Origin of the sequence: Pseudomonas sp. YeP6b, assembly GCF_025642995.1 — a bacterium.
Classification (GTDB): Bacteria; Pseudomonadota; Gammaproteobacteria; order Pseudomonadales; family Pseudomonadaceae; genus Aquipseudomonas.
On record NZ_CP080090.1, the window covers coordinates 746,504 to 765,602 of the forward strand.

At 61.4% G+C, this 19,099-nt stretch carries 14 protein-coding genes and 1 pseudogene; 9 read left to right on the top strand and 6 right to left on the bottom strand.

The features are described 5' to 3' along the window. Positions 1-5 precede the first annotated feature (5 nt). From hslU to KZH41_RS03375, 5 genes are all read right to left on the bottom strand, one after another. Positions 6-1,343 (bottom strand): ATP-dependent protease ATPase subunit HslU, encoded by a 1,338-nt coding sequence (hslU, locus tag KZH41_RS03355; protein WP_083355661.1) that lies wholly within the window; start codon positions 1,341-1,343, stop codon positions 6-8. A 36-nt stretch (positions 1,344-1,379) separates the two neighbouring features. Further along, positions 1,380-1,910 (bottom strand): ATP-dependent protease subunit HslV, encoded by a 531-nt coding sequence (hslV, locus tag KZH41_RS03360; RefSeq protein ID WP_064450299.1) that lies wholly within the window; start codon positions 1,908-1,910, stop codon positions 1,380-1,382. A 257-nt stretch (positions 1,911-2,167) separates the two neighbouring features. Continuing rightward, positions 2,168-2,869, bottom strand: coding sequence for an SPOR domain-containing protein (locus KZH41_RS03365; protein ID WP_094949300.1), 702 nt, complete (start codon positions 2,867-2,869; stop codon positions 2,168-2,170). Position 2,870: 1 nt separating this feature from the next. Next, positions 2,871-4,607 (bottom strand): arginine--tRNA ligase, encoded by a 1,737-nt coding sequence (argS, locus tag KZH41_RS03370; protein ID WP_263274384.1) that lies wholly within the window; start codon positions 4,605-4,607, stop codon positions 2,871-2,873. A gap of 190 nt (positions 4,608-4,797) precedes the next feature. Further along, positions 4,798-7,017, bottom strand: a complete 2,220-nt coding sequence (locus tag KZH41_RS03375) for a primosomal protein N' (protein WP_263274385.1) — start codon at positions 7,015-7,017, stop codon at positions 4,798-4,800. A gap of 359 nt (positions 7,018-7,376) precedes the next feature. Between KZH41_RS03375 and rpmE the strand changes: the two genes are divergently transcribed. Further along, on the top strand, positions 7,377-7,610 hold the full coding sequence (gene rpmE, locus KZH41_RS03380; RefSeq protein ID WP_094949297.1) for a 50S ribosomal protein L31: 234 nt from the start codon (positions 7,377-7,379) through the stop codon (positions 7,608-7,610). A 288-nt stretch (positions 7,611-7,898) separates the two neighbouring features. Continuing rightward, positions 7,899-9,167, top strand: a complete 1,269-nt coding sequence (locus KZH41_RS03385; RefSeq protein WP_263274386.1) for a malic enzyme-like NAD(P)-binding protein — start codon at positions 7,899-7,901, stop codon at positions 9,165-9,167. 194 nt (positions 9,168-9,361) lie between these two features. Here the strand turns inward: KZH41_RS03385 and KZH41_RS03390 are convergent, their stop codons facing one another. Next, positions 9,362-11,824: a penicillin-binding protein 1A gene (locus KZH41_RS03390; protein ID WP_406979633.1), complete on the bottom strand. Its 2,463-nt coding sequence runs from the start codon at positions 11,822-11,824 to the stop codon at positions 9,362-9,364. Between the two features lie 219 nt (positions 11,825-12,043). Here KZH41_RS03390 and pilM point away from each other — a divergent pair, with 219 nt between their 5' ends. From pilM to KZH41_RS03425, 7 genes and pseudogenes are all read left to right on the top strand, one after another. Continuing rightward, positions 12,044-12,700, top strand: a complete 657-nt coding sequence (gene pilM, locus KZH41_RS03395; protein ID WP_242153997.1) for a type IV pilus assembly protein PilM — start codon at positions 12,044-12,046, stop codon at positions 12,698-12,700. Next, positions 12,697-13,248, top strand: a complete 552-nt coding sequence (locus tag KZH41_RS03400; protein WP_094949293.1) for a PilN domain-containing protein — start codon at positions 12,697-12,699, stop codon at positions 13,246-13,248. The genes pilM and KZH41_RS03400 overlap by 4 nt, the downstream gene beginning before the upstream one ends. Beyond that, on the top strand, positions 13,245-14,216 hold the full coding sequence (locus KZH41_RS03405) for a pilus assembly protein PilP (protein WP_263274388.1): 972 nt from the start codon (positions 13,245-13,247) through the stop codon (positions 14,214-14,216). Before KZH41_RS03400 ends, KZH41_RS03405 begins: the two co-directional genes overlap by 4 nt. A 144-nt stretch (positions 14,217-14,360) precedes the next feature. Further along, positions 14,361-15,614, top strand: a pseudogene (locus tag KZH41_RS03410) (type IV pilus secretin PilQ); the annotation flags it as partial. A 4-nt stretch (positions 15,615-15,618) separates the two neighbouring features. Then, complete coding sequence (aroK, locus tag KZH41_RS03415) at positions 15,619-16,137, top strand: shikimate kinase AroK (RefSeq protein ID WP_071482666.1); 519 nt, start codon at positions 15,619-15,621, stop codon at positions 16,135-16,137. 124 nt (positions 16,138-16,261) lie between these two features. Then, the gene (gene aroB / locus KZH41_RS03420; RefSeq protein WP_094949290.1) at positions 16,262-17,362 is read left to right on the top strand and encodes a 3-dehydroquinate synthase; all 1,101 of its coding nucleotides are present in this window, start codon (positions 16,262-16,264) and stop codon (positions 17,360-17,362) included. A 10-nt stretch (positions 17,363-17,372) separates the two neighbouring features. Beyond that, entirely contained in the window at positions 17,373-18,935 is a 1,563-nt protein-coding gene (locus KZH41_RS03425) for an AAA family ATPase (RefSeq protein WP_263274389.1), read from the top strand. The last annotated feature ends 164 nt before the right edge of the window (positions 18,936-19,099 follow it).

The following is a 19,099-nucleotide window of genomic DNA, read 5'->3' on the forward strand; positions in this document are numbered from 1 at the left end:
GAGGCTTACAGGATATAACGAGACAGGTCTTCGTTCTGCGCCAATTCGCCCAGGTGGCTATTCACGTAGTCAGCATCGATCTTGATCGCTTCGCCATTCTGCGAACCCGCCATGTCGCCCGCGCTGAAGGAAACTTCCTCCAGCAGACGCTCAAGCAAGGTATGCAGACGACGCGCACCGATGTTCTCGGTCTTCTCGTTAACCTGCCAGGCAATCTCCGCCAAACGCTTGATCCCGTCCGGCAGGAACTCGATACCCAAGCCTTCAGTTTTCAGCAGCTCGCGGTACTGCTCGGTGAGCGAGGCGTGCGGCTCGCTGAGGATGCGCTCGAAGTCGCCCGGGGTCAGCGCCTTGAGTTCCACGCGAATCGGCAGACGGCCTTGCAGCTCCGGCACCAGGTCGCTTGGCTTGCTCAGGTGGAATGCACCGGAGGCGATAAACAGGATGTGGTCGGTCTTGACCATGCCCAGCTTGGTGTTCACGGTGCAGCCTTCGATCAGCGGCAGCAGGTCGCGCTGGACGCCTTCGCGGGACACATCAACGCCGCCGGAGTTGCCACGCTTGGCCACTTTGTCGATCTCATCGATAAACACGATGCCATGTTGCTCGACGGCTTCCAGGGCTTTGGCCTTGAGTTCTTCCTCATTCACCAGGCGCCCGGCTTCTTCGTCGCGCACCAGCTTCAGCGCTTCCTTGACCTTGAGCTTGCGGCTTTTCTTCTTGCCCTTGCCCATGTTGGCGAACAGGTTCTGCAGCTGGCTGGTCATTTCTTCCATGCCAGGCGGTGCGGAGATATCGACGCCGGAGACTTCGGCGACTTCGATCTCGATTTCCTTGTCGTCCAGTTGGCCTTCACGCAGGCGCTTGCGGAACAGCTGGCGGGTATTGGAATCGGATGACGGTGCGGCGTCTTCGTTGAAACCCATGCGTGCCGGCGGCAGCAAGGCGTCGAGGATGCGTTCTTCGGCGGCGTCTTCAGCGCGGTGGCTAACCTTGGTCATTTCCTGTTCGCGCAGCAGCTTCAGGGCGGCGTCGGCCAGGTCACGAATGATCGACTCGACGTCGCGGCCCACATAGCCCACTTCGGTGAACTTGGTGGCTTCGACCTTGATGAACGGGGCATTGGCCAGCTTGGCCAAGCGCCGGGCGATTTCGGTTTTACCGACGCCGGTAGGGCCGATCATCAGGATGTTCTTCGGCGTTACTTCAACGCGCAATTCTTCGGGCAGTTGCATCCGGCGCCAGCGGTTACGCAGCGCAATGGCAACGGCGCGCTTGGCATCGTCCTGGCCGATGATATGGCGATTAAGTTCATGGACGATTTCGCGGGGAGTCATGGACATAGTGTTTGCGGCCTCAAGCGGGAATAAGCCTAGGGCTTACTCGGCGAGGTCCTGCTCCTCAATGGTGAAGTTGTGGTTGGTGAACACGCAGATGTCGCCGGCAATGCCCAAGGCAGTCTCGACGATTTCACGGGCCGACAGGTCGGTTTTCTTCAACAGTGCGCTGGCTGCCGCCTGGGCGTAGCCACCGCCGGAACCCATGGCGATCAAGCCATGTTCAGGCTCAACCACGTCGCCGTTACCGGTGATGATCAAGGAAGCGTCTTTGTTGGCAACGGCCAGCATGGCTTCCAGGCGGCTGAGGGTACGGTCGGTGCGCCATTCTTTGGCGAGTTCGACCGCGGCGCGCACGAGGTGGCCCTGGTGTTTTTCCAACTGGCCCTCGAAACGCTCGAAGAGGGTGAAGGCGTCGGCGGTAGCGCCGGCAAAGCCCGCGAGAACCTGGCCGTGGTACAGGCGGCGCACTTTTTTGGCGTTACCTTTCATCACGGTGTTGCCAAGGGAAACCTGGCCGTCGCCGCCCATGACGACTTTGCCGTGGCGACGTACTGAAACGATGGTGGTCAAGGGGAGAGTCTCCACGCAGCGGGGCGAAAATGCCCTGATGGAATCTCATATGGGGGTGGCGAGGGGGATTTCAACCGTAGGGGGGTGTGGCGGACGAGTGGTGTTTATTGGTCTGACACATTTTTGGGAGCGTCCCAAAACCAACTGTGGGAGCTGGCTTGCCTGCGATGGCGGTGTGTCAGTCACTGAAAATAATGACTGTTACACCGCCATCGCAGGCAAGCCAGCTCCCACATGTATACCGAGTTGGCTATGAGTCAGCGGCTCTGGCGTTGTTGTAACAACAGGTTGCTAAACCCGGCGCCGGCCAATTGTTTCTGCGCCACGGTCAGCTGTTCACGGTTGCTGAACGGCCCTACCAGCACGCGATACCAGGTCGAGTCCTTCACCGTGCCGGACTCCACCGTCACCGTCTGGCCCAGCAGAATGATCTGCGCTCGCACCCGATCCGCGTCCGCCTGTTTCGGGAACGAGCCCGCTTGCAGGAAGAACTTGGTCACCGGTGCCGCTTTGGTCTGCGCAACCGGCGGTGGCGGCGGCGGGGTGATCCCGGCCAGCGCCGCTTGAGCGCGTGCGGTGTCGATTTTCGCCGCTTCCGCAGGCGTCACGGGTGTGGTCGGCACTTGCGGCGTCGGCAGGGTTTTCTCCGGCACGGCGTCGGGCGGCACGATCACTTCCGATTCCGGCAGCAGCGTGTAGAAATCGTACTTCGGCTTCACCGGCGCGGTCGGGCTCGGCGCCGTCTTGTTGGCTTCGGCCATTTTCGTGGCTTTCTGCTGCTCTTGCTTGACGCGTTTAACGTCATCGCCCTTGCCCGGCTCCAGCTTCATCAGGATCACGACAAACGCACCGACCGCCAGGCCGATGGCCATCCACAACCAGCCCGGAATCGGCTTTTTCGCCGGGGCTTGATAGCGGCTGGCGCCGCGCTTGGGTGCAGGTTTTTTCTTGGCAGCCAACTTACATACGCTCCAGGGTTTCCAGGCCTAACAATTCCAGGCCTTGCTTGAGGGTCCGTCCAGCCAGTGCGGCGAGGCGCAGGCGACTTTGCTTCTGGGCTTCGTCGTCGGCGGTGAGGATCGGGCAGTGCTCGTAGAAGCTGGAGAACAGGCCGGCGACTTCATACAAATAGGTGCAGAGGACATGCGGCGTGCCTTTCTCACCGACGCTGTTCAACACTTCTGCGAATTGCGCCAGTTTGGCCGCCAATTCCTGTTCGTGAGGAGCATCGAGCACGATCTGGCCTTCAACTTCGCTGAAGTCCTTGCCCAGCTTGCGGAACACGCCGGCCACGCGGGTGTAGGCGTACAGCAGGTACGGCGCGGTGTTGCCTTCGAAGTTGAGCATCAGTTCGAAGTTGAAGCTGTAGTCGCTGGTGCGGTGCTTGGACAGGTCGGCGTATTTCACCGCGCCAATACCCACCACGCGGGCGATGTTGCGCAACTCGGCTTCGGCCAGCTCCGGGTTCTTTTCCTTCACCAGGTTGTAGGCGCGCTCCTGGGCTTCGTTCAGCAGGTCGATCAGCTTCACGGTGCCGCCATCGCGGGTCTTGAACGGGCGGCCGTCGGCGCCGTTCATGGTGCCGAAGCCCATGTGTTCCATGTGCATCGGGTGGGTGACGAAACCTGCGCGGCGTGCCACTTCAAACACCTGCTGGAAGTGCAGGGCCTGGCGCTGGTCGACGAAATACAGCGCGCGGTCGGCTTTCAGCACGCCGCTGCGGTAGCGCACGGCCGCCAGGTCGGTGGTGGCGTAGAGGTAGCCGCCATCGGCCTTGACGATGATGACCGGCAGCGGCTCGCCGTCGGCGGTCTTGAATTCTTCGAGGAACACGCACTGCGCGCCGTTACTCTCCACCAGCAGGCCCTTGGCCTTGAGGTCGTTGACCACGTTGATCAGGTCGTTGTTGTAGGCACTTTCGCCCATCACGTCGGCCATGGTCAGCTTCACGTTGAGCAGCTCGTAGATTTCCTGGCAGTGCGACAACGAGATCTCGCGGAAGCGGCCCCACAGCGCCAGGCATTCCTTGTCGCCGGCTTGCAGCTTGACCACCAGGCCACGGGCGCGGTCGGCGAACTCTTCGGACTCGTCAAAACGCTTTTTGGCGGCGCGGTAGAAGTTTTCCAGGTCGGCCAGCTCGTTGCTGGTGATCGGGTTTTCCTGCAGGTAGGCCATCAGCATGCCGAACTGGGTGCCCCAGTCGCCCACGTGATTCTGACGGATTACGGTGTCACCGAGGAACTCCAGCACCCGCGCCACGCCGTCGCCAATGATGGTCGAACGCAAGTGGCCCACGTGCATCTCTTTAGCCAGGTTGGGGGCCGACAGGTCAATCGCCACGCGCTCCAGCGGGCCGGCCTTGCGCACGCCGATCTTGGCGTCGGCCAGGGCGGCGTCCAGGCGCGAAGCCAGGGCCTGGGTGTTCTGGAAGAAGTTGATGAAGCCTGGGCCGGCGATCTCAGCCTTGGTGACGCTCTCGTCAGCCGGCAGTGCGGCGATGATTTTTTCCGCCAGGTCGCGCGGCTTCATGCCCGCAGGCTTGGCCAGCATCATCGCGATGTTGCTGGCGAAGTCGCCGTGGGTCTTGTCGCGGGTGTTTTCCACCTGGATCGCCGGCGTCAGGCCTTCAGGCAACACACCTTCGTTGACGAGTTGGGTGAGGGCTTGTTGGATCAACTGGCGAATGGTGTCTTTCATGGTGTTCTCTTTCGACCGCAAGCGGCGGCGCGCGATGCGCAGGTGGAAAAACTGGGCATTATCCGTGGCGAGGGCGGGCTTGCCAACCGTTCAGACCAGATGGCGGACCTGCGGGCCTCATCGCGGGCAAGCCCGCTCCCACATTTAAGGGTATTCACATTTCAAAATGTGGGCGCTGGCGTGCCTGCTATCAATACAGGTCTACCGGGTCCACATCCAACGACCATCGCACTTGCCGGCCGCTGGGCATTTGCTCCAGGGCAAGTAACCAGCTACTTAATAGCCGATGCAGTGGTGCGCGGGACGTTGCCTGCAAGAGTAGCTGGGCGCGATAACGCCCGGCGCGGCGTTCCATAGGCGCGGGCACCGGGCCGAGCAATTCGATGCCGGTCAGACCCAGTTCGCCAAGCAAACGTTCGGCGGCGCTGCACGCCTCATCCAGAAAACTTTCTGCCTGCCCCTGTTTGTGGGCTTCGGCGCGCAGCAAGGCCAAATGGGAAAAGGGCGGCAGGCCGGCGGCGCGGCGTTCGCTCAAGGCCTGTTCGGCGAAGGCAAAGTAGCCTTGTTCGGTCAGCTGGATCAACAGCGGATGGTCGGCCAGGTGCGTCTGGATAATCACTCGGCCCGGCTCTTCGGCCCGCCCGGCCCGGCCCGCGACCTGCACGATCAACTGCGCCATGCGTTCGCTGGCGCGGAAGTCGCCGGAGAACAGGCCGCCGTCGGCATCCAGGATCGACACCAGCGTCACCCGTGGAAAGTGGTGCCCTTTGGCAAGCATCTGCGTGCCGATCAGGATGCACGGCTGGCCTTTCTGGATGGTCGCGAACAGCTGGTTCATCGCGTCTTTGCGCGACGTGCTGTCGCGATCGACTCGCAGTACCGGGTAGTCCGGGAACAAAATCCCCAGTCGCTCTTCAGCACGCTCGGTGCCGGCGCCCACTGGGCGCAAGTCCACCTTGCCGCATTGCGGGCAGTGGCGTGGCACCCGTTCCACATGGCCGCAGTGATGGCAGCGCAACTCGCCGTGGCGCTGGTGCACGGTCATGCGCGCATCGCAGCGCTCGCACTCGGACATCCAGCCGCAGTCATGGCACAGCAGCGTCGGCGCAAAGCCCCGGCGGTTGAGAAACACCAGCACTTGCTGGCCGGCGGCGAGGGTCTGGCCGATGGCTTGTTGCATTGGCCCGGAAATGCCGCTGTCCAGCGGGCGGCTTTTGACGTCCAGGCGCAGGAAACGCGGTTGTTTGGCGCCACCTGCGCGCTCATTCAGGCGTAGGAGCCCGTAACGGCCGGTGTAGGCGTTGTGCAGGCTTTCCAGGGAAGGCGTGGCCGAGCCCAGCACAATCGGGATGTCTTCCTGGCGTGCGCGTACCAGCGCCAGGTCGCGGGCGTGGTAGCGCAGGCCTTCCTGCTGTTTATAGGAGCCGTCGTGCTCCTCGTCGATGATTATCAGCCCGGGGTTTTTCATTGGCGTGAACAGCGCCGAACGGGTGCCGATAATAATGTCGGCCTCACCGTCCCGCGCCGCCAGCCAGGACTCCAGGCGTTCGCGGTCGTTGACCGCCGAATGCACCAGGGCGATGCGCGCATTGAAGCGCTGCTCGAAACGCGCCAGGGTTTGCGGGCCCAAGTTAATCTCGGGGATCAGCACCAGTGCCTGTTTGCCGGCCTTCAGGGTTTCGCGGATGAGCTGCAAATAGACTTCGGTCTTGCCGCTGCCGGTCACGCCGGCCAGCAGGAACGCATGGAAGCTGCCTGCGCCTGCGCGGATGGCTTCATAAGCAGCCCGTTGCTCGGGGTTCAGCGGCAGTTCGGGTTGGGCCAGCCAGTGTTCGTGGCGCGGGTCCGGCGCGTGCTTGCGGATTTCCACCTGCACCAGGCCCTTGGCCAGCAGCAGGTCGAGGCTGTCCTTGCTCAGCATCAGCTTGCTTAATAGCTGATGCGCCACGCCGTGGGGGTGCTGCGCCAGCGTGGCCAGGGCTTCACGCTGGCGCGGCGCGCGGGCGATGCGCGGGTCGTCCAGGCGGGCGCCGGGCACCATCGACCAGAAGCGTTCTTGGCGTGCTTCGGCCAACTCGCCCTGGCGCAGCAGCACCGGCAGCGCCCAGCTCAGCGTGTCACCCAGGCTGTGCTGGTAATACTGGGCAGTCCACAGGCACAGCTTGAACAAGCCCGGGGGCAATGGCGCAGTGGCGTCGAGGATAGCGATGGCGGGCTTGAGCTTTTCTGCGGGCACTTCGCTGTGGTCGGCGACTTCCACCAGGATGCCGATCATTTCCCGCCGCCCGAACGGCACGCGCACACGCATGCCCGGCTGCAACTGCGCGCGCAGCACGCCGGCCGGGGCGCGGTAGTCGAACAGGCGGCGCAGAGGCGAGGGCAGGGCTAGGCGCAAAATGGCGTCGGGCACGCGGGGGGTCTCTTATAAAGGCAGGCGGTGGCGCAGGGGCGCGAGCCTAGCAGACCTGCGGTGGAGGTGTCCCGTCTCGGGTGTTGGAGGCAGCACTTCTGTGGGCGCCGGGCTTGCCCGCGCTAGCGGCGTATCAGTCGCCGGATTGGGTGCCTGACACGCCGCCATCGCGGGCAAGCACGGCTCCCACAATGATCGTGGTGAACCGGAAGTTTTCTGATGAAAGGGGCTTTTATGTGCGCAAACGACAGGCGCCGCCGCTTGCGCGTTTAAAAAGGTCTGGTAGAATCGGCGGCCTAATTACGTGCGGTATTCGACAATAGTGTCGTGTGGCGGCACGCTAGCCCGAGGAAGTCACCATGAAAGCCGATATCCATCCAGCGTACGAAACCATCGCAGTAACCTGCAGCTGCGGCAACAAGTTCGAAACGCGTTCGAACCTGTGCAAGCCACTGGGTACTGACGTATGCAACGAGTGCCACCCGTTCTACACCGGTAAGCAGAAAACTCTGGACACCGGCGGCCGTGTACAGCGCTTCGCAGATCGCTTTGGTGCTTTCGGCAAGAAGCCTGCTGCTACTCCAGCAGAGTAAGGCTCAAAAGCCCTTTGGGTTTTTGTCAGCTGTTGAAAAAGGCGTCCCTTGTGGACGCCTTTTTTGTGGCCGCGATTTGGCGAAGCGTTGCAAAATTGATTTTTGAATAAAAAATTGTAGACATTTTTTAAGGTGATTGTGAACAGTTAAGCCCTTGTATCCCGTGGCTCTTGGCCAAAAGTCGTAGCGCAGGGCCCTTGACACCTGTGACTGCCCAGTCTTGTAGGGACTTTGCGACACGCGTATCCTCGGCGGTCCGTCGACCAACAGTAAAAGCGGAATGCCGATATGTCTGATTTGAAAACTGCCGCTCTCGAATATCATGCCCATCCTCGTCCAGGAAAGCTGAGTGTAGAGCTCACCAAAGCCACTGCCACCGCCCGCGACCTGTCGCTGGCCTACAGCCCTGGCGTTGCCGAGCCCGTACGTGAAATCGCCCGCGACCCTGAACTGGCGTACAAGTACACCGGCAAAGGCAACCTGGTTGCAGTGATTTCCGATGGCACCGCGATTCTCGGCCTGGGCAACCTCGGCCCATTGGCATCCAAGCCAGTCATGGAAGGTAAGGGTGTGCTGTTCAAGCGCTTTGCCGGCATCGACGTTTTCGACATCGAAGTCGACTCCGAAAGCCCGCAGGCGTTCATCGACACGGTTAAGCGCATTTCCATCACCTTCGGTGGCATCAACCTGGAAGACATCAAGGCACCTGAGTGCTTCGAGATCGAAAAGGCCCTGATCGAGCAGTGCGACATTCCGGTATTCCACGATGACCAGCACGGTACCGCGATCGTTACCGCGGCCGGCATGATCAACGCCCTGGAAATCGCCGGCAAAACGCTGGCTGACGCGCAAATCGTCTGCCTGGGCGCCGGCGCGGCGGCCATCTCCTGCATGAAGTTGCTGGTGAGCATGGGCGCCCGGCTTGAAAACATCTTCATGGTCGACAGCAAGGGCGTTATTCAGTCCGAGCGTACCGACCTGAACCAGTACAAGGCGATGTTTGCCCACGCGACCGACAAGCGCACCCTGGCTGACGCCCTCAACGGTGCAGACGTGTTCGTTGGCCTGTCCGGCCCGAACCTGCTGAGCGCTGAAGGCCTCAAGTCCATGGCGGCCAACCCGATCGTGTTCGCTTGCTCCAACCCTGATCCGGAAATTGCCCCGGAACTGGCGCACGCCACCCGTGACGACGTGATCATGGCCACCGGCCGTTCGGACTACCCGAACCAGGTCAACAACGTACTGGGCTTCCCGTTCATCTTCCGTGGTGCCCTGGACGTTCGCGCCAAGCGCATCAACGAAGAGATGAAAGTGGCTGCCGCCAACGCCCTGCGTGAACTGGCCAAACTGCCGGTGCCTCAGGAAGTGTGCGACGCCTACGGTGGCATCAAGCTGGAATTCGGCCGTGAGTACATCATTCCCAAACCAATGGATAAGCGCCTGATCACCCTGATCTCCGATGCCGTGGCCAAAGCCGCCATCGAGACCGGTGTGGCTACCCTGCCGTATCCGAAGCACTACCCGCTGCAAAGCGTGGATGATGTGTTCAACGGCTAAGCCGTTGTAGCGCACCAACAAAAAGCCCCGGCTCTCGCGAGTCGGGGCTTTTTTGTGGCGGGGTGAATACGCTCTTCAGACGTCGGGTGAGCCCTGTGTAAGTCGGGCTTGCCCGCGATGGCGGTGTATCCGGTAGACCCCTATCGCAGGCAAGCCAGCTCCCACATTGGAGCTGCGCTCAGCCGCAGATCGAGTTAGAAGAGATCGATCGGTGCCCCCTCATCCGCCGGCAGCGGGCTGCCCGGTGCAACGCCATTGCCCAGCTCGTTGACCGACGGTGGCGTGTCTTCGCTTTTGAACAGCTCGAAGAACGCATTCGGCGTGCTCGGCGATGCCGCACGGCCGCTCACCGGGTCAATCCGCAGGCTGAGAATGCCTTCCGGCTCGGGCTGGGTGTGCAGCGGCTTGTCCTTCAAGGCTGCGCCCATGTAGCTCATCCAGATCGGCAGCGCGACGGTGCCACCAAACTCGCGGCGGCCCAGGCTTTCCGGTTGGTCGTAGCCGGTCCACACGGTGGTCACGTAGTCGCCGTTGTAGCCGGAGAACCAGGCGTCCTTGGATTCGTTAGTGGTACCGGTCTTGCCCGCGATATCCGCACGGCCCAGGGCCAGTGCGCGACGGCCGGTGCCTTTCTTGATCACGTCTTCCAGGATGCTGTTGAGGATATATGTGGTGCGACCATCCACGATCCGCTCAGCCACTGCCGGCGCTTGTGGCTCGGTGGGCGCAGCGGCGTTTGCCGCAGGCGCTGCGCCTGGGGTCGGGTCGATGGTGATTCCGCCGTTGCTCGGTGCCGCGAGGCCATCCGTCGCGGCCACGCCATTGACCACGTCACCCGGCACGCGTGGCGGGTTGGCGGTGAACAGGGTGTCGCCGTTACGGCTTTCGATCTTTTCTATCAGGTACGGCGTGATCTTGTAGCCGCCGTTGGCAAAGGTGCTCCAGCCCGTGGCGATTTCCATTGGCGTGAGGGTCGCGGTGCCGAGGGCCAGGGACAGGTTTGGCGGCAGGTCCGACTTGGCGAAGCCGAAGCGCGTCATGTAGTCGATGGTCTTGCCCACGCCCATCGCCTGCAGCAAGCGGATCGACACCAGATTGCGCGACTTGTACAGCGCCTCGCGGATACGGATCGGGCCGAGGAAGGTGTTGGTGTCGTTCTTCGGGCGCCAGACCTTGTCCAGGTACTCGTCGACAAACACGATCGGCGCGTCGTTGACCAGGCTGGCGGCGGTGTAGCCGTTATCCAGCGCAGCACTGTAGACGAACGGCTTGAAGCTCGAGCCCGGTTGGCGCTTGGCCTGGGTTGCGCGGTTGTAGTTGCTTTGCTCGAAGGCAAAACCGCCGACCAGGGCACGGATCGCACCGTTCTGCGGGTCCAGGGACACCAGCGCGCCTTGCGCCACAGGCACTTGGCTGAATTTCAGGCTGTCGTCTTTCTGGCGTTGCACGCGGATCAAATCACCCACTTGCGCCACGTCAGACGGCTGCTTGGGCATCGGGCCCATGCTGTTGGTGTTCAGGAAGGGGCGTGCCCACTTCATGCTGTCCCACGAAACATGACCTTCGCCGGTGCGGGTCAGCACCTGCACGCCATCTTTATTCACTTGGGTGACGATGGCCGGCTCCAGGCCGCTGATTGGGCGCTGTTTGCCCAATTCTGTGGTCCAGGCGCTCAAGGTCTTGCCCGGCAGGCGCGATTCAGGGCCACGGTAGCCATGGCGTTGGTCGTAGGTGACTAAGCCTGTGTGTACCGAGTTATTGGCGATTTCCTGCAGGTCGCTCGGAATCGTTGTGGTCACGCGGAAGCCTTCAGTGTAGGCCTCGCTGCCATAGCGGCCGACCATCTCGGCCCGCGCCATTTCCGCGATGTACGGTGCGTTCACTTCCGGCGTCGGCACGTGGTAGCTGGCGTTCAACGGCTCAGCCACGGCGCTTTCATAGGCGACCTGGTCGATCTTGCCCAGCTTGTACATGCGGCCCAGGATCCAGTCGCGGCGCTCTTTGCTGCGCGCCGGGTTGGCCAGTGGGTTGAAGCGTGAAGGGGCTTTAGGCAGGCCGGCAATCATCGCCATCTGCGCCAGGCTGGCGTCACGAATCGACTTGCCGTAGTAGACCTGGGACGCCGCTTCGATGCCGTAGGCGCGGTTACCCAGGTAGATCTTGTTCACGTACAGCTCAAGGATTTCATCTTTGGTCAGCTGGCGTTCGATCTGCAGGGCCAACAGGATTTCAGTGGCCTTGCGCGAAAAGCTGCGCTCGCTGGTGAGGAAGAAGTTCTTCGCCACCTGCATGGTGATGGTGCTACCGCCGGATTGAATGTGTCCGCTTTTTACCAACTGAGTGGCCGCACGCACCAGGCTGCTGGGGTCGACGCCGTAGTGGTTGGCGAAATTATCATCTTCAGCCGAGAGCAGGGCATTGATGAAATTGGGCGGAATATCGGCGAAACGGATCGGTGTGCGGCGCATTTCGCCGAACTCCGCGATCAGTTTTTCGTCGCTGCTGTAGACCCGCAAAGGAATCTGCAACTGGATACTTCTGAGTGCCTCTACGGAGGGCAAACCCGGACTAAGGTAGAGGTAGGCCCCGCTGAGTACGAGCATCAGCCCGCAGACGATCGCGACAATGGAGTACCCGAAAAACTTCAGCAGACGAATCAAGGCTTTTGGATTTCCAGAGAAAAGAATGAGTTACGCGTCGGGGCATGCATAACAAACGATGGATCAACCCGAGCAGCAGAAAAAAGCGGGGAAAAACGCTGGGCATTAAAGCATTTTCGGCCTGGGGCGTCATTCGCACCACTCAAACAAGTCGACCGAATGCACGATGCCCCGCGCTAATCAGGCGGTATGACAGGCAAAGTTTTAGGGAGTTTTATGAGAAAGGGATTTTTCAGGCGAAAAGTCGACACCATGCTGGGCGTCGACATCAATGACACCGGCATCAAGCTGATTGAACTGGGCCGTTCAACCCGTGGCTATAGCGTTCATGGCTATGTCACACAGCGCTTGCCTGCCAATGCGGTGGTTGATGGCACGCTGCTGGACCTTGAGGCGATAGGGCGGGTACTGCAACAGGCGTTATCTGAGTTGCATACTTCGGCCAGGCAGGCGGCTGTGGCGGTGGCGGGCCCTTCGGTTATCACGCGGGTGATAGAAATGGCGGCAGGGCTCAGCGACGAGGAGATGGTCTGGAAGATCCAGATGGAGGCCGATCAATACATTCCTTACCCCTTGGACGACGTCGCCATCGATTTTCAGGTCCGCGGCCCTTCGGCTCACGACCCGGCCCGCGTCGAGGTGCTGCTGGCGGCGTGCCTCAAGCAGCAGGTCGAAGCCCGCGAAGCGGTTTTGGCCCTGGCCGGGCTGGTGACGCGGGTCGTGGATGTCGAAGGGTTTGCATTGGAGCGCGCTTGCAGTCAGGATTTCGCCAGCTTCATGCCGGGCCATCGAGTCGATGGCGCACAGTGGGCCGTGGATGCCCACGGGATGGGAATTGCTTGCGGGTTGGCCCTGAGGAGTTTCGCTGGATGACACGAATCAATCTTTTGCCTTGGCGCCAGGCGCTGGCGGAACGGCGGCGCAAATACTTCCTGATATTTTTGCTGGCGTTCGCTTGTGTGGCGCTCGCGGCGGTGTGGCTGGCGGATCAGGTGATCGACCAGGCAATTGACCGGCAAGCCGCGCGAAATAACCATCTGGGCAAGGAAGTCACCGTCGAGGATGCGCGCCTCAAGACCTTCGACAACCTTCAAGAACAAAGCCAGCAATTGGCGCAACGCATGAAGGTGGTGCAGGACCTGCACGAAGGCCGTTCGGCCAGCGCGCAGCTATTGGACCAGTTGGCGCGTGCGGTGCCCGATGGCGTGCACCTGCATGAGGTTGTCGCCAAGGGCGGCACGGTGAGTATCAGTGGCAGTGCCGAGTCCAGCCAGGATATCGCCCAGTTGATGCGCCGCTTGCAGGCCTCTGAAGGTGCCCACGCTACCCGGTTGCAGCATGTGCGTGCGCAGGGCGAGGGTGGCGGCAACGAATTCCAACTCATGGTGCGCCAGGGGGAATCCACCGAGGCCCAGCCATGAGCCTGCCCAGGCTCGACTTCTCTACGCTCTCTCACAACGCTGCGAAATGGCCCTTACCCGGTAAGGCCCTGTTGGGCTGCGCGTTGGCGGGCCTGGTGGTGCTGGTGGGCGATGTTGTGTTGCTGGCCCCGGCCCGTGAGCGGCTGCAAGCGTTAGAGGCGCAGGAAGTAATCCTGCAACAGGCGCACGCGCAAAATGCCGGCAAGGTCGCGGGGTTTGAGGGGCTCACCCGTCAGGCTCAAGTGACGGAGGATCAGGTCGCCGGGCTTTTACGGCAGTTGCCCGGCGAATCCGACATGCCCGGCTTGTTGGAAGACATTGCCCGGCTGGCGGTTGCCAATGGTCTGGTGGTCGAGGACGTCACGGTATTGGATGAGCAGCCTCATCCGTTCTACATCGAGGAACCCGTGCAGGTCGGTGTGTTTGGCGCCTACCACGACCTGGCAATGTTTGTGAGCGGCTTGGGCGGGCTGCCGCGCATCGTCTCCGCACATGATGTGGTGCTTCGGCCTGATGGGTCGTTGCTGCGCCTTGATCTGCTGGCCAAGAGTTATCGAAGCGCCTCAGGCCATGGCAAGCCTGCCCAGGCAGTCGAGCAGGGCGCGCGATTTGTCTACGCCGCCGCCTCCCTGCGTGATCCGTTCCAGCCGCTGGCCTTGCAAGTGGGCCACGTGTCAGGCCGGTCGGCGCGTGCGCCGGACCTCGCGCGCAAGCGTGGCGCCTTGGAAGGTCTGGCCATCGACCGGTTCGAAATGGTCGGCACGTTGTCCCGTGGCTTACAGACCTTTGTATTGCTGCGTGCGGCCTCGACGGTGCATCGCCTAGCAGTCGGCGATTACTTGGGGCCTCACCATGGCCGGGTCACAGCTATTCATGACAGCTACATCGAACTGGCCGAACTGTTCCCGGATGAACAGGGCGCATGGCTGGAGCGTTCGCGAACCCTCGTGTTAAACGTCAACTCATAACGGAATCAAACAATGAAAAGGACTTTCTCGTCCTTCGGTGTGGCGCTATGGATAGCGTTCACGGCACCGATGGCATCTGCTGTGCCCAATCGCGTGGATCTGATCCAGCTGCCGCCTCCCGGTCAGGCAGCTCTGGGCACTCCCTATGCCGGCGACAAGCTGAACCTTAACTTCCAGAACATCGATGTGCGTGTCGTATTGCAGCAGATTGCGGATGTCGCGGGGCTTAACTTGGTGGCCAGCGATGAGGTGCAGGGCTCGATCACCCTGCGGCTCAAAGAGGTGCCCTGGGATCAGGCGCTGGACCTGGTGCTGCAAAGCAAAGGCTTGGACAAGCGCGTGAAAGCCGGTGTGTTGCTGGTGGCGCCGGCCGAAGAGCTGGCGGCTCGCGAACTGCTGACACTGGAGGCAAGTAAACAGATGGCGGATTTGGCGCCGTTGCGCCGGGAGCTGTTGCAGGTCAATTACGCCAAGGCGGCGGACCTGGCCAAGTTGTTCCAGTCGGTGACGGGCCTGGAAGGCATCACCGATGAGCGCGGCTCAGTGGCGGTGGATGACCGCACCAATAACATCATCGCCTACCAGACCAGCGAGCGGCTCGAAGAGCTGCGGCGGATCGTGGCGCAGTTGGACATTCCAGTGCGCCAGGTGATGATTGAAGCGCGGATCGTCGAGGCCAATGTCGATTACGACAAAAGCCTGGGCGTGCGCTGGGGCGGCCGACTCAACCGTGGCAACTGGGGCGCGGGTGGTATCAGCAAGCCCTTGGGCGAAGGGGTTGAGCCGCCGGTAAACCCGCCCAGCTCACCGTTTGTCGACATGGGTTCGCTCACCGGTACGGCAGGCCTGGGCATCGCCTATATCACCGACAACCTGTTGCTGGACTTGGAGCTGACCGCCATGGAGAAAACCGGCAACGGTGAAATCGTCTCACAGCCCAAGGTGGTCACCTCCGACAAGGAAACCGCGCGCATCCTCAAGGGCACCGAAATCCCCTACCAGGAATCCAGCGGCCGGGGTGCAACGTCAGTGTCCTTCAAGGAGGCTTCGCTGTCGCTGGAGGTCACCCCGCAAATTACCCCTGACGGCTGGGTGTTCATGGAGGTCAAGGTCACCAAGGATGAGCCCGATTACCTGAATAAGCTCAATGACGTGCCGCCGATCAAGAAAAACGAAGTTAATGCCAAGGTATTGGTCAAGGATGGCGAGACCATCGTCATCGGCGGGGTTTTCTCCAATACCCAAAGCAAAGTGGTAGATAAAGTGCCATTTTTGGGCGATGTGCCGTATCTTGGCCGCCTTTTCCGGCGCGATGTGGTTGCGCAAAGAAAATCCGAGCTGCTGGTATTCCTGACTCCGCGTATTATGAATAACCAGGCGATTGCTGTGAGTCGTTGATTCTGTGCGAAATTTGATTCTTGTAGGACCGATGGGGGCTGGTAAAAGCACCATCGGCCGTTTGCTGGCCAAAGAGCTGCGCCTGCCATTCAAAGATTCCGACAAGGAAATTGAATTGCGCACGGGCGCCAATATCCCATGGATCTTCGATAAGGAAGGTGAACTGGGCTTTCGCGACCGCGAGCAGGCGATGATTGCCGAGCTGTGCGGCTGCGATGGCGTGGTATTGGCCACCGGCGGCGGCGCGGTCATGCGCGATGAAAACCGTCGGGCGCTGCATGCCGGTGGTCGCGTGGTTTATCTGCATGCGTCGGTCGAGCAGCAAGTGGGCCGTACCGCCCGTGATCGCAATCGCCCGCTGTTGCGTACCGCCGACCCAGCCAAGACCTTGCGGGATTTGCTGGCGCTGCGCGATCCGCTCTATCGGGAAATCGCCGATCTGGTGGTGGAAACCGATGAGCGGCCACCACGAATGGTGGTTCTCGACATTCTTGAGCGCTTGCAGCAGTTGCCACCCCGTTAAAGCCAGACCCGAAATGCGCTATTCTCGGCGGCGCGCTATCAGCCTTAGGGGTGTGGCGCAGAGCCATCAGGCGACGTCAGATCCGAGCGTTGCCGATCGTACATACATCTTCACGCGGGGACACATGCAGACACTTAAGGTCGATCTAGGCGAGCGCAGCTACCCAATCCATATTGGCGAAGGTTTGTTGGACCTGCCCGAGTTGCTCGCACCGCATATTGCCGGGCGGCAAGTGGCGATCATCTCCAACGAAACGGTCGCGCCGCTGTATCTTGAGCGTCTGAGCCGCAGCCTTGCGGCGTACTCGGTGATTTCGGTGATCTTGCCGGATGGCGAGGCCCACAAAAACTGGGAAACCCTGCAACTGATCTTTGATGGCCTGCTGACCGCGCGTCATGACCGGCGTACCACCGTGGTTGCCCTGGGCGGCGGTGTGATCGGCGACATGGCCGGCTTTGCGGCGGCCTGTTACCAGCGCGGTGTGGACTTTATCCAGGTGCCGACCACCTTGTTGTCCCAGGTCGATTCGTCGGTGGGCGGCAAAACCGGCATCAACCACCCGCTGGGCAAGAACATGGTCGGCGCGTTCTATCAGCCCCAAGCTGTGCTGATCGACACCGCCACCCTCAACACCCTGCCGCCGCGCGAGCTGTCGGCGGGCCTGGCGGAAGTCATCAAGTACGGGCTGATCTGCGACGAGCCGTTTCTGACCTGGCTTGAAGAACAAATGGACGCCCTGCGCGCTCTGGACCAGGTTGCACTCACCGAAGCGATTTCCCGCTCCTGCGCCGCCAAGGCGCTGGTGGTGAATGCCGACGAGCGGGAATCCGGCGTACGCGCCACCCTGAACCTTGGCCACACCTTCGGCCATGCGATCGAAACGCACATGGGCTATGGTGTGTGGTTGCATGGGGAAGCCGTAGCGGCTGGCACAGTGATGGCGTTGGAGATGTCGCAACGGCTGGGCTGGATCAGCGCCCAGGAACGTGATCGTGGCATTCGCCTGTTCCAGCGCGCCGGTTTGCCGGTCGTTCCACCTACCGAGATGACCGAGGCAGATTTCCTCGAACATATGGCAATCGACAAGAAAGTGATCGACGGTCGCCTGCGACTGGTACTGCTGCGCCGCATGGGCGAAGCGGTAGTGACCGACGATTATCCGAAAGAGATTTTACAGGCCACGCTGGGAGCGGATTACCGCGCCCTGGCCCAGCTTAAAGGTTAATAAGATCCCGATGACTAGTTTGCATGCCGACGAGGCGTTCCTCGGCCATTACCAGCTAAGCCACGACCCCTTTGCTCCACGGGTGCCGGGCTTCAAATTTTTCCCTGCCCAGCGCAAGCCGGTGCTTGGCCAACTGCACCATTTGGCGCGCTACAGCCAATTGCTGCTGGTAGTCACTGGCCCGTTGGGCAGCGGCAAGACCCTGCTGCGCCAGGCGCTGGTCGCCAGCACCAACAAGCAATCGGTACAGAGCGTGGTGGTGTCGGCCCGTGGCGCCGGTGATGCGGCGGGCGTGTTGCGCCAAGTGGCCCAAGCGCTGAACGTGGCCACGGCCGAGCCGAACGCGATTCTCAAGCAAGTGGTGCAACTGGGCCTGACCGGCCAGGAAGTCTACCTGCTGGTGGACGACGCCGAGCAGCTCGACGAATCCGCTCTGGAAGCCCTGCTGGCGCTGGCCGCGGGCACGCCTGAAGGCCGCCCGCACGTGTTCCTCTTTGGCGAATCGTCGTTGATCGCTGATCTGGAGCAGATCAGTGGCGACCAGGAGCTGTTTCACGTTATCGAATTGCAGCCGTACGAAGAGGAAGAGACCCGCGAATACCTGGCTCAACGCCTCGAAGGCGCCGGGGCCGGTATCGAACTTTTCTCCGCTGCGCAGATCTCTGATATTCACGAAAGCTCCGACGGCTGGCCTGGCACCATCAACCAGGTTGCCCGGGATGCCTTGATCGAAGCCATGATTGCAAGCCGCTCTGCGGTTAAGCGTCCAAAGATGGGGTTTACTATGCCTAAGAAGCACGTATTGGCTATTTCCGCCGTTGTCGTGGTCGCTGTCGCCGCCGCCTGGTTGATCCCAGGTCGCAGCAAGGCACCCGCCACCGCCGGCGCGCCAACCGAACAGGCGCAGTTGCCACTGGGCAAGCCCACGCCAAATGTCGAATTCGCCAACTCCGGCCAACCGACCAACCTGCCGATGGTGGGCCAGCCGGTGATGCGCGGCCCGCTCGCCGAAGAAGCCGGTGGTATCTCCGAAGGCGACGACGGTGTGCCGGTGGAAGGCTCCAGCGCCACGCCACCGACCGTGACCACTACCGCGCCGCCTGCAGGCGTACCAGCCGGCCCGGCAGCCACGCCAGCGGCCAAGCCGACCCCGGCACCGACCGTCGCCACCGCCAAACCGGCTCCGGTTGCCAAGCCTGTCGCACCGGCACCAGCCGCCAAGCCGGCACCGGCTGCCAAGCCTGCTGAAAAACCAGCAGCCACTGTCGCCAAGGCAGGCGCCGCCGGCAGCAGCTGGTACACCAGCCAGCCGACCGGCAACTTCGTGGTGCAGATCCTCGGCACCAGCTCCGAAGCCAATGCCCAGGCGTTCGTGAAAGAGCAGGGCGGCGAGTACCGTTATTTCAAGAAAGTGTTCAACGGCAAGCCTCTCTACGTGATCACTTACGGCAACTTCTCCAGCCGCGCAGCAGCTGAATCCGCTATCAAGGCCTTGCCAGCGAAGGTTCAGGCTGGTAAACCTTGGCCTCGCACTGTTGCCAGCGTTCAACAAGAACTCGCAACAACTCGCTGAAGATTCGGCGGCCTTACCCAGGCCGCCCTCTCGGCACCTCAAAAAAAACGACAAAGCGTGCAGCCCTGAAGGCCGCGCGCTTTGTGGTGTCTGCACACGTCACTTTTGAGTCGTAGCGGTCAGAATTAAAAAAGTTTTGACTAGCACAGCATATCGCTTTAAAC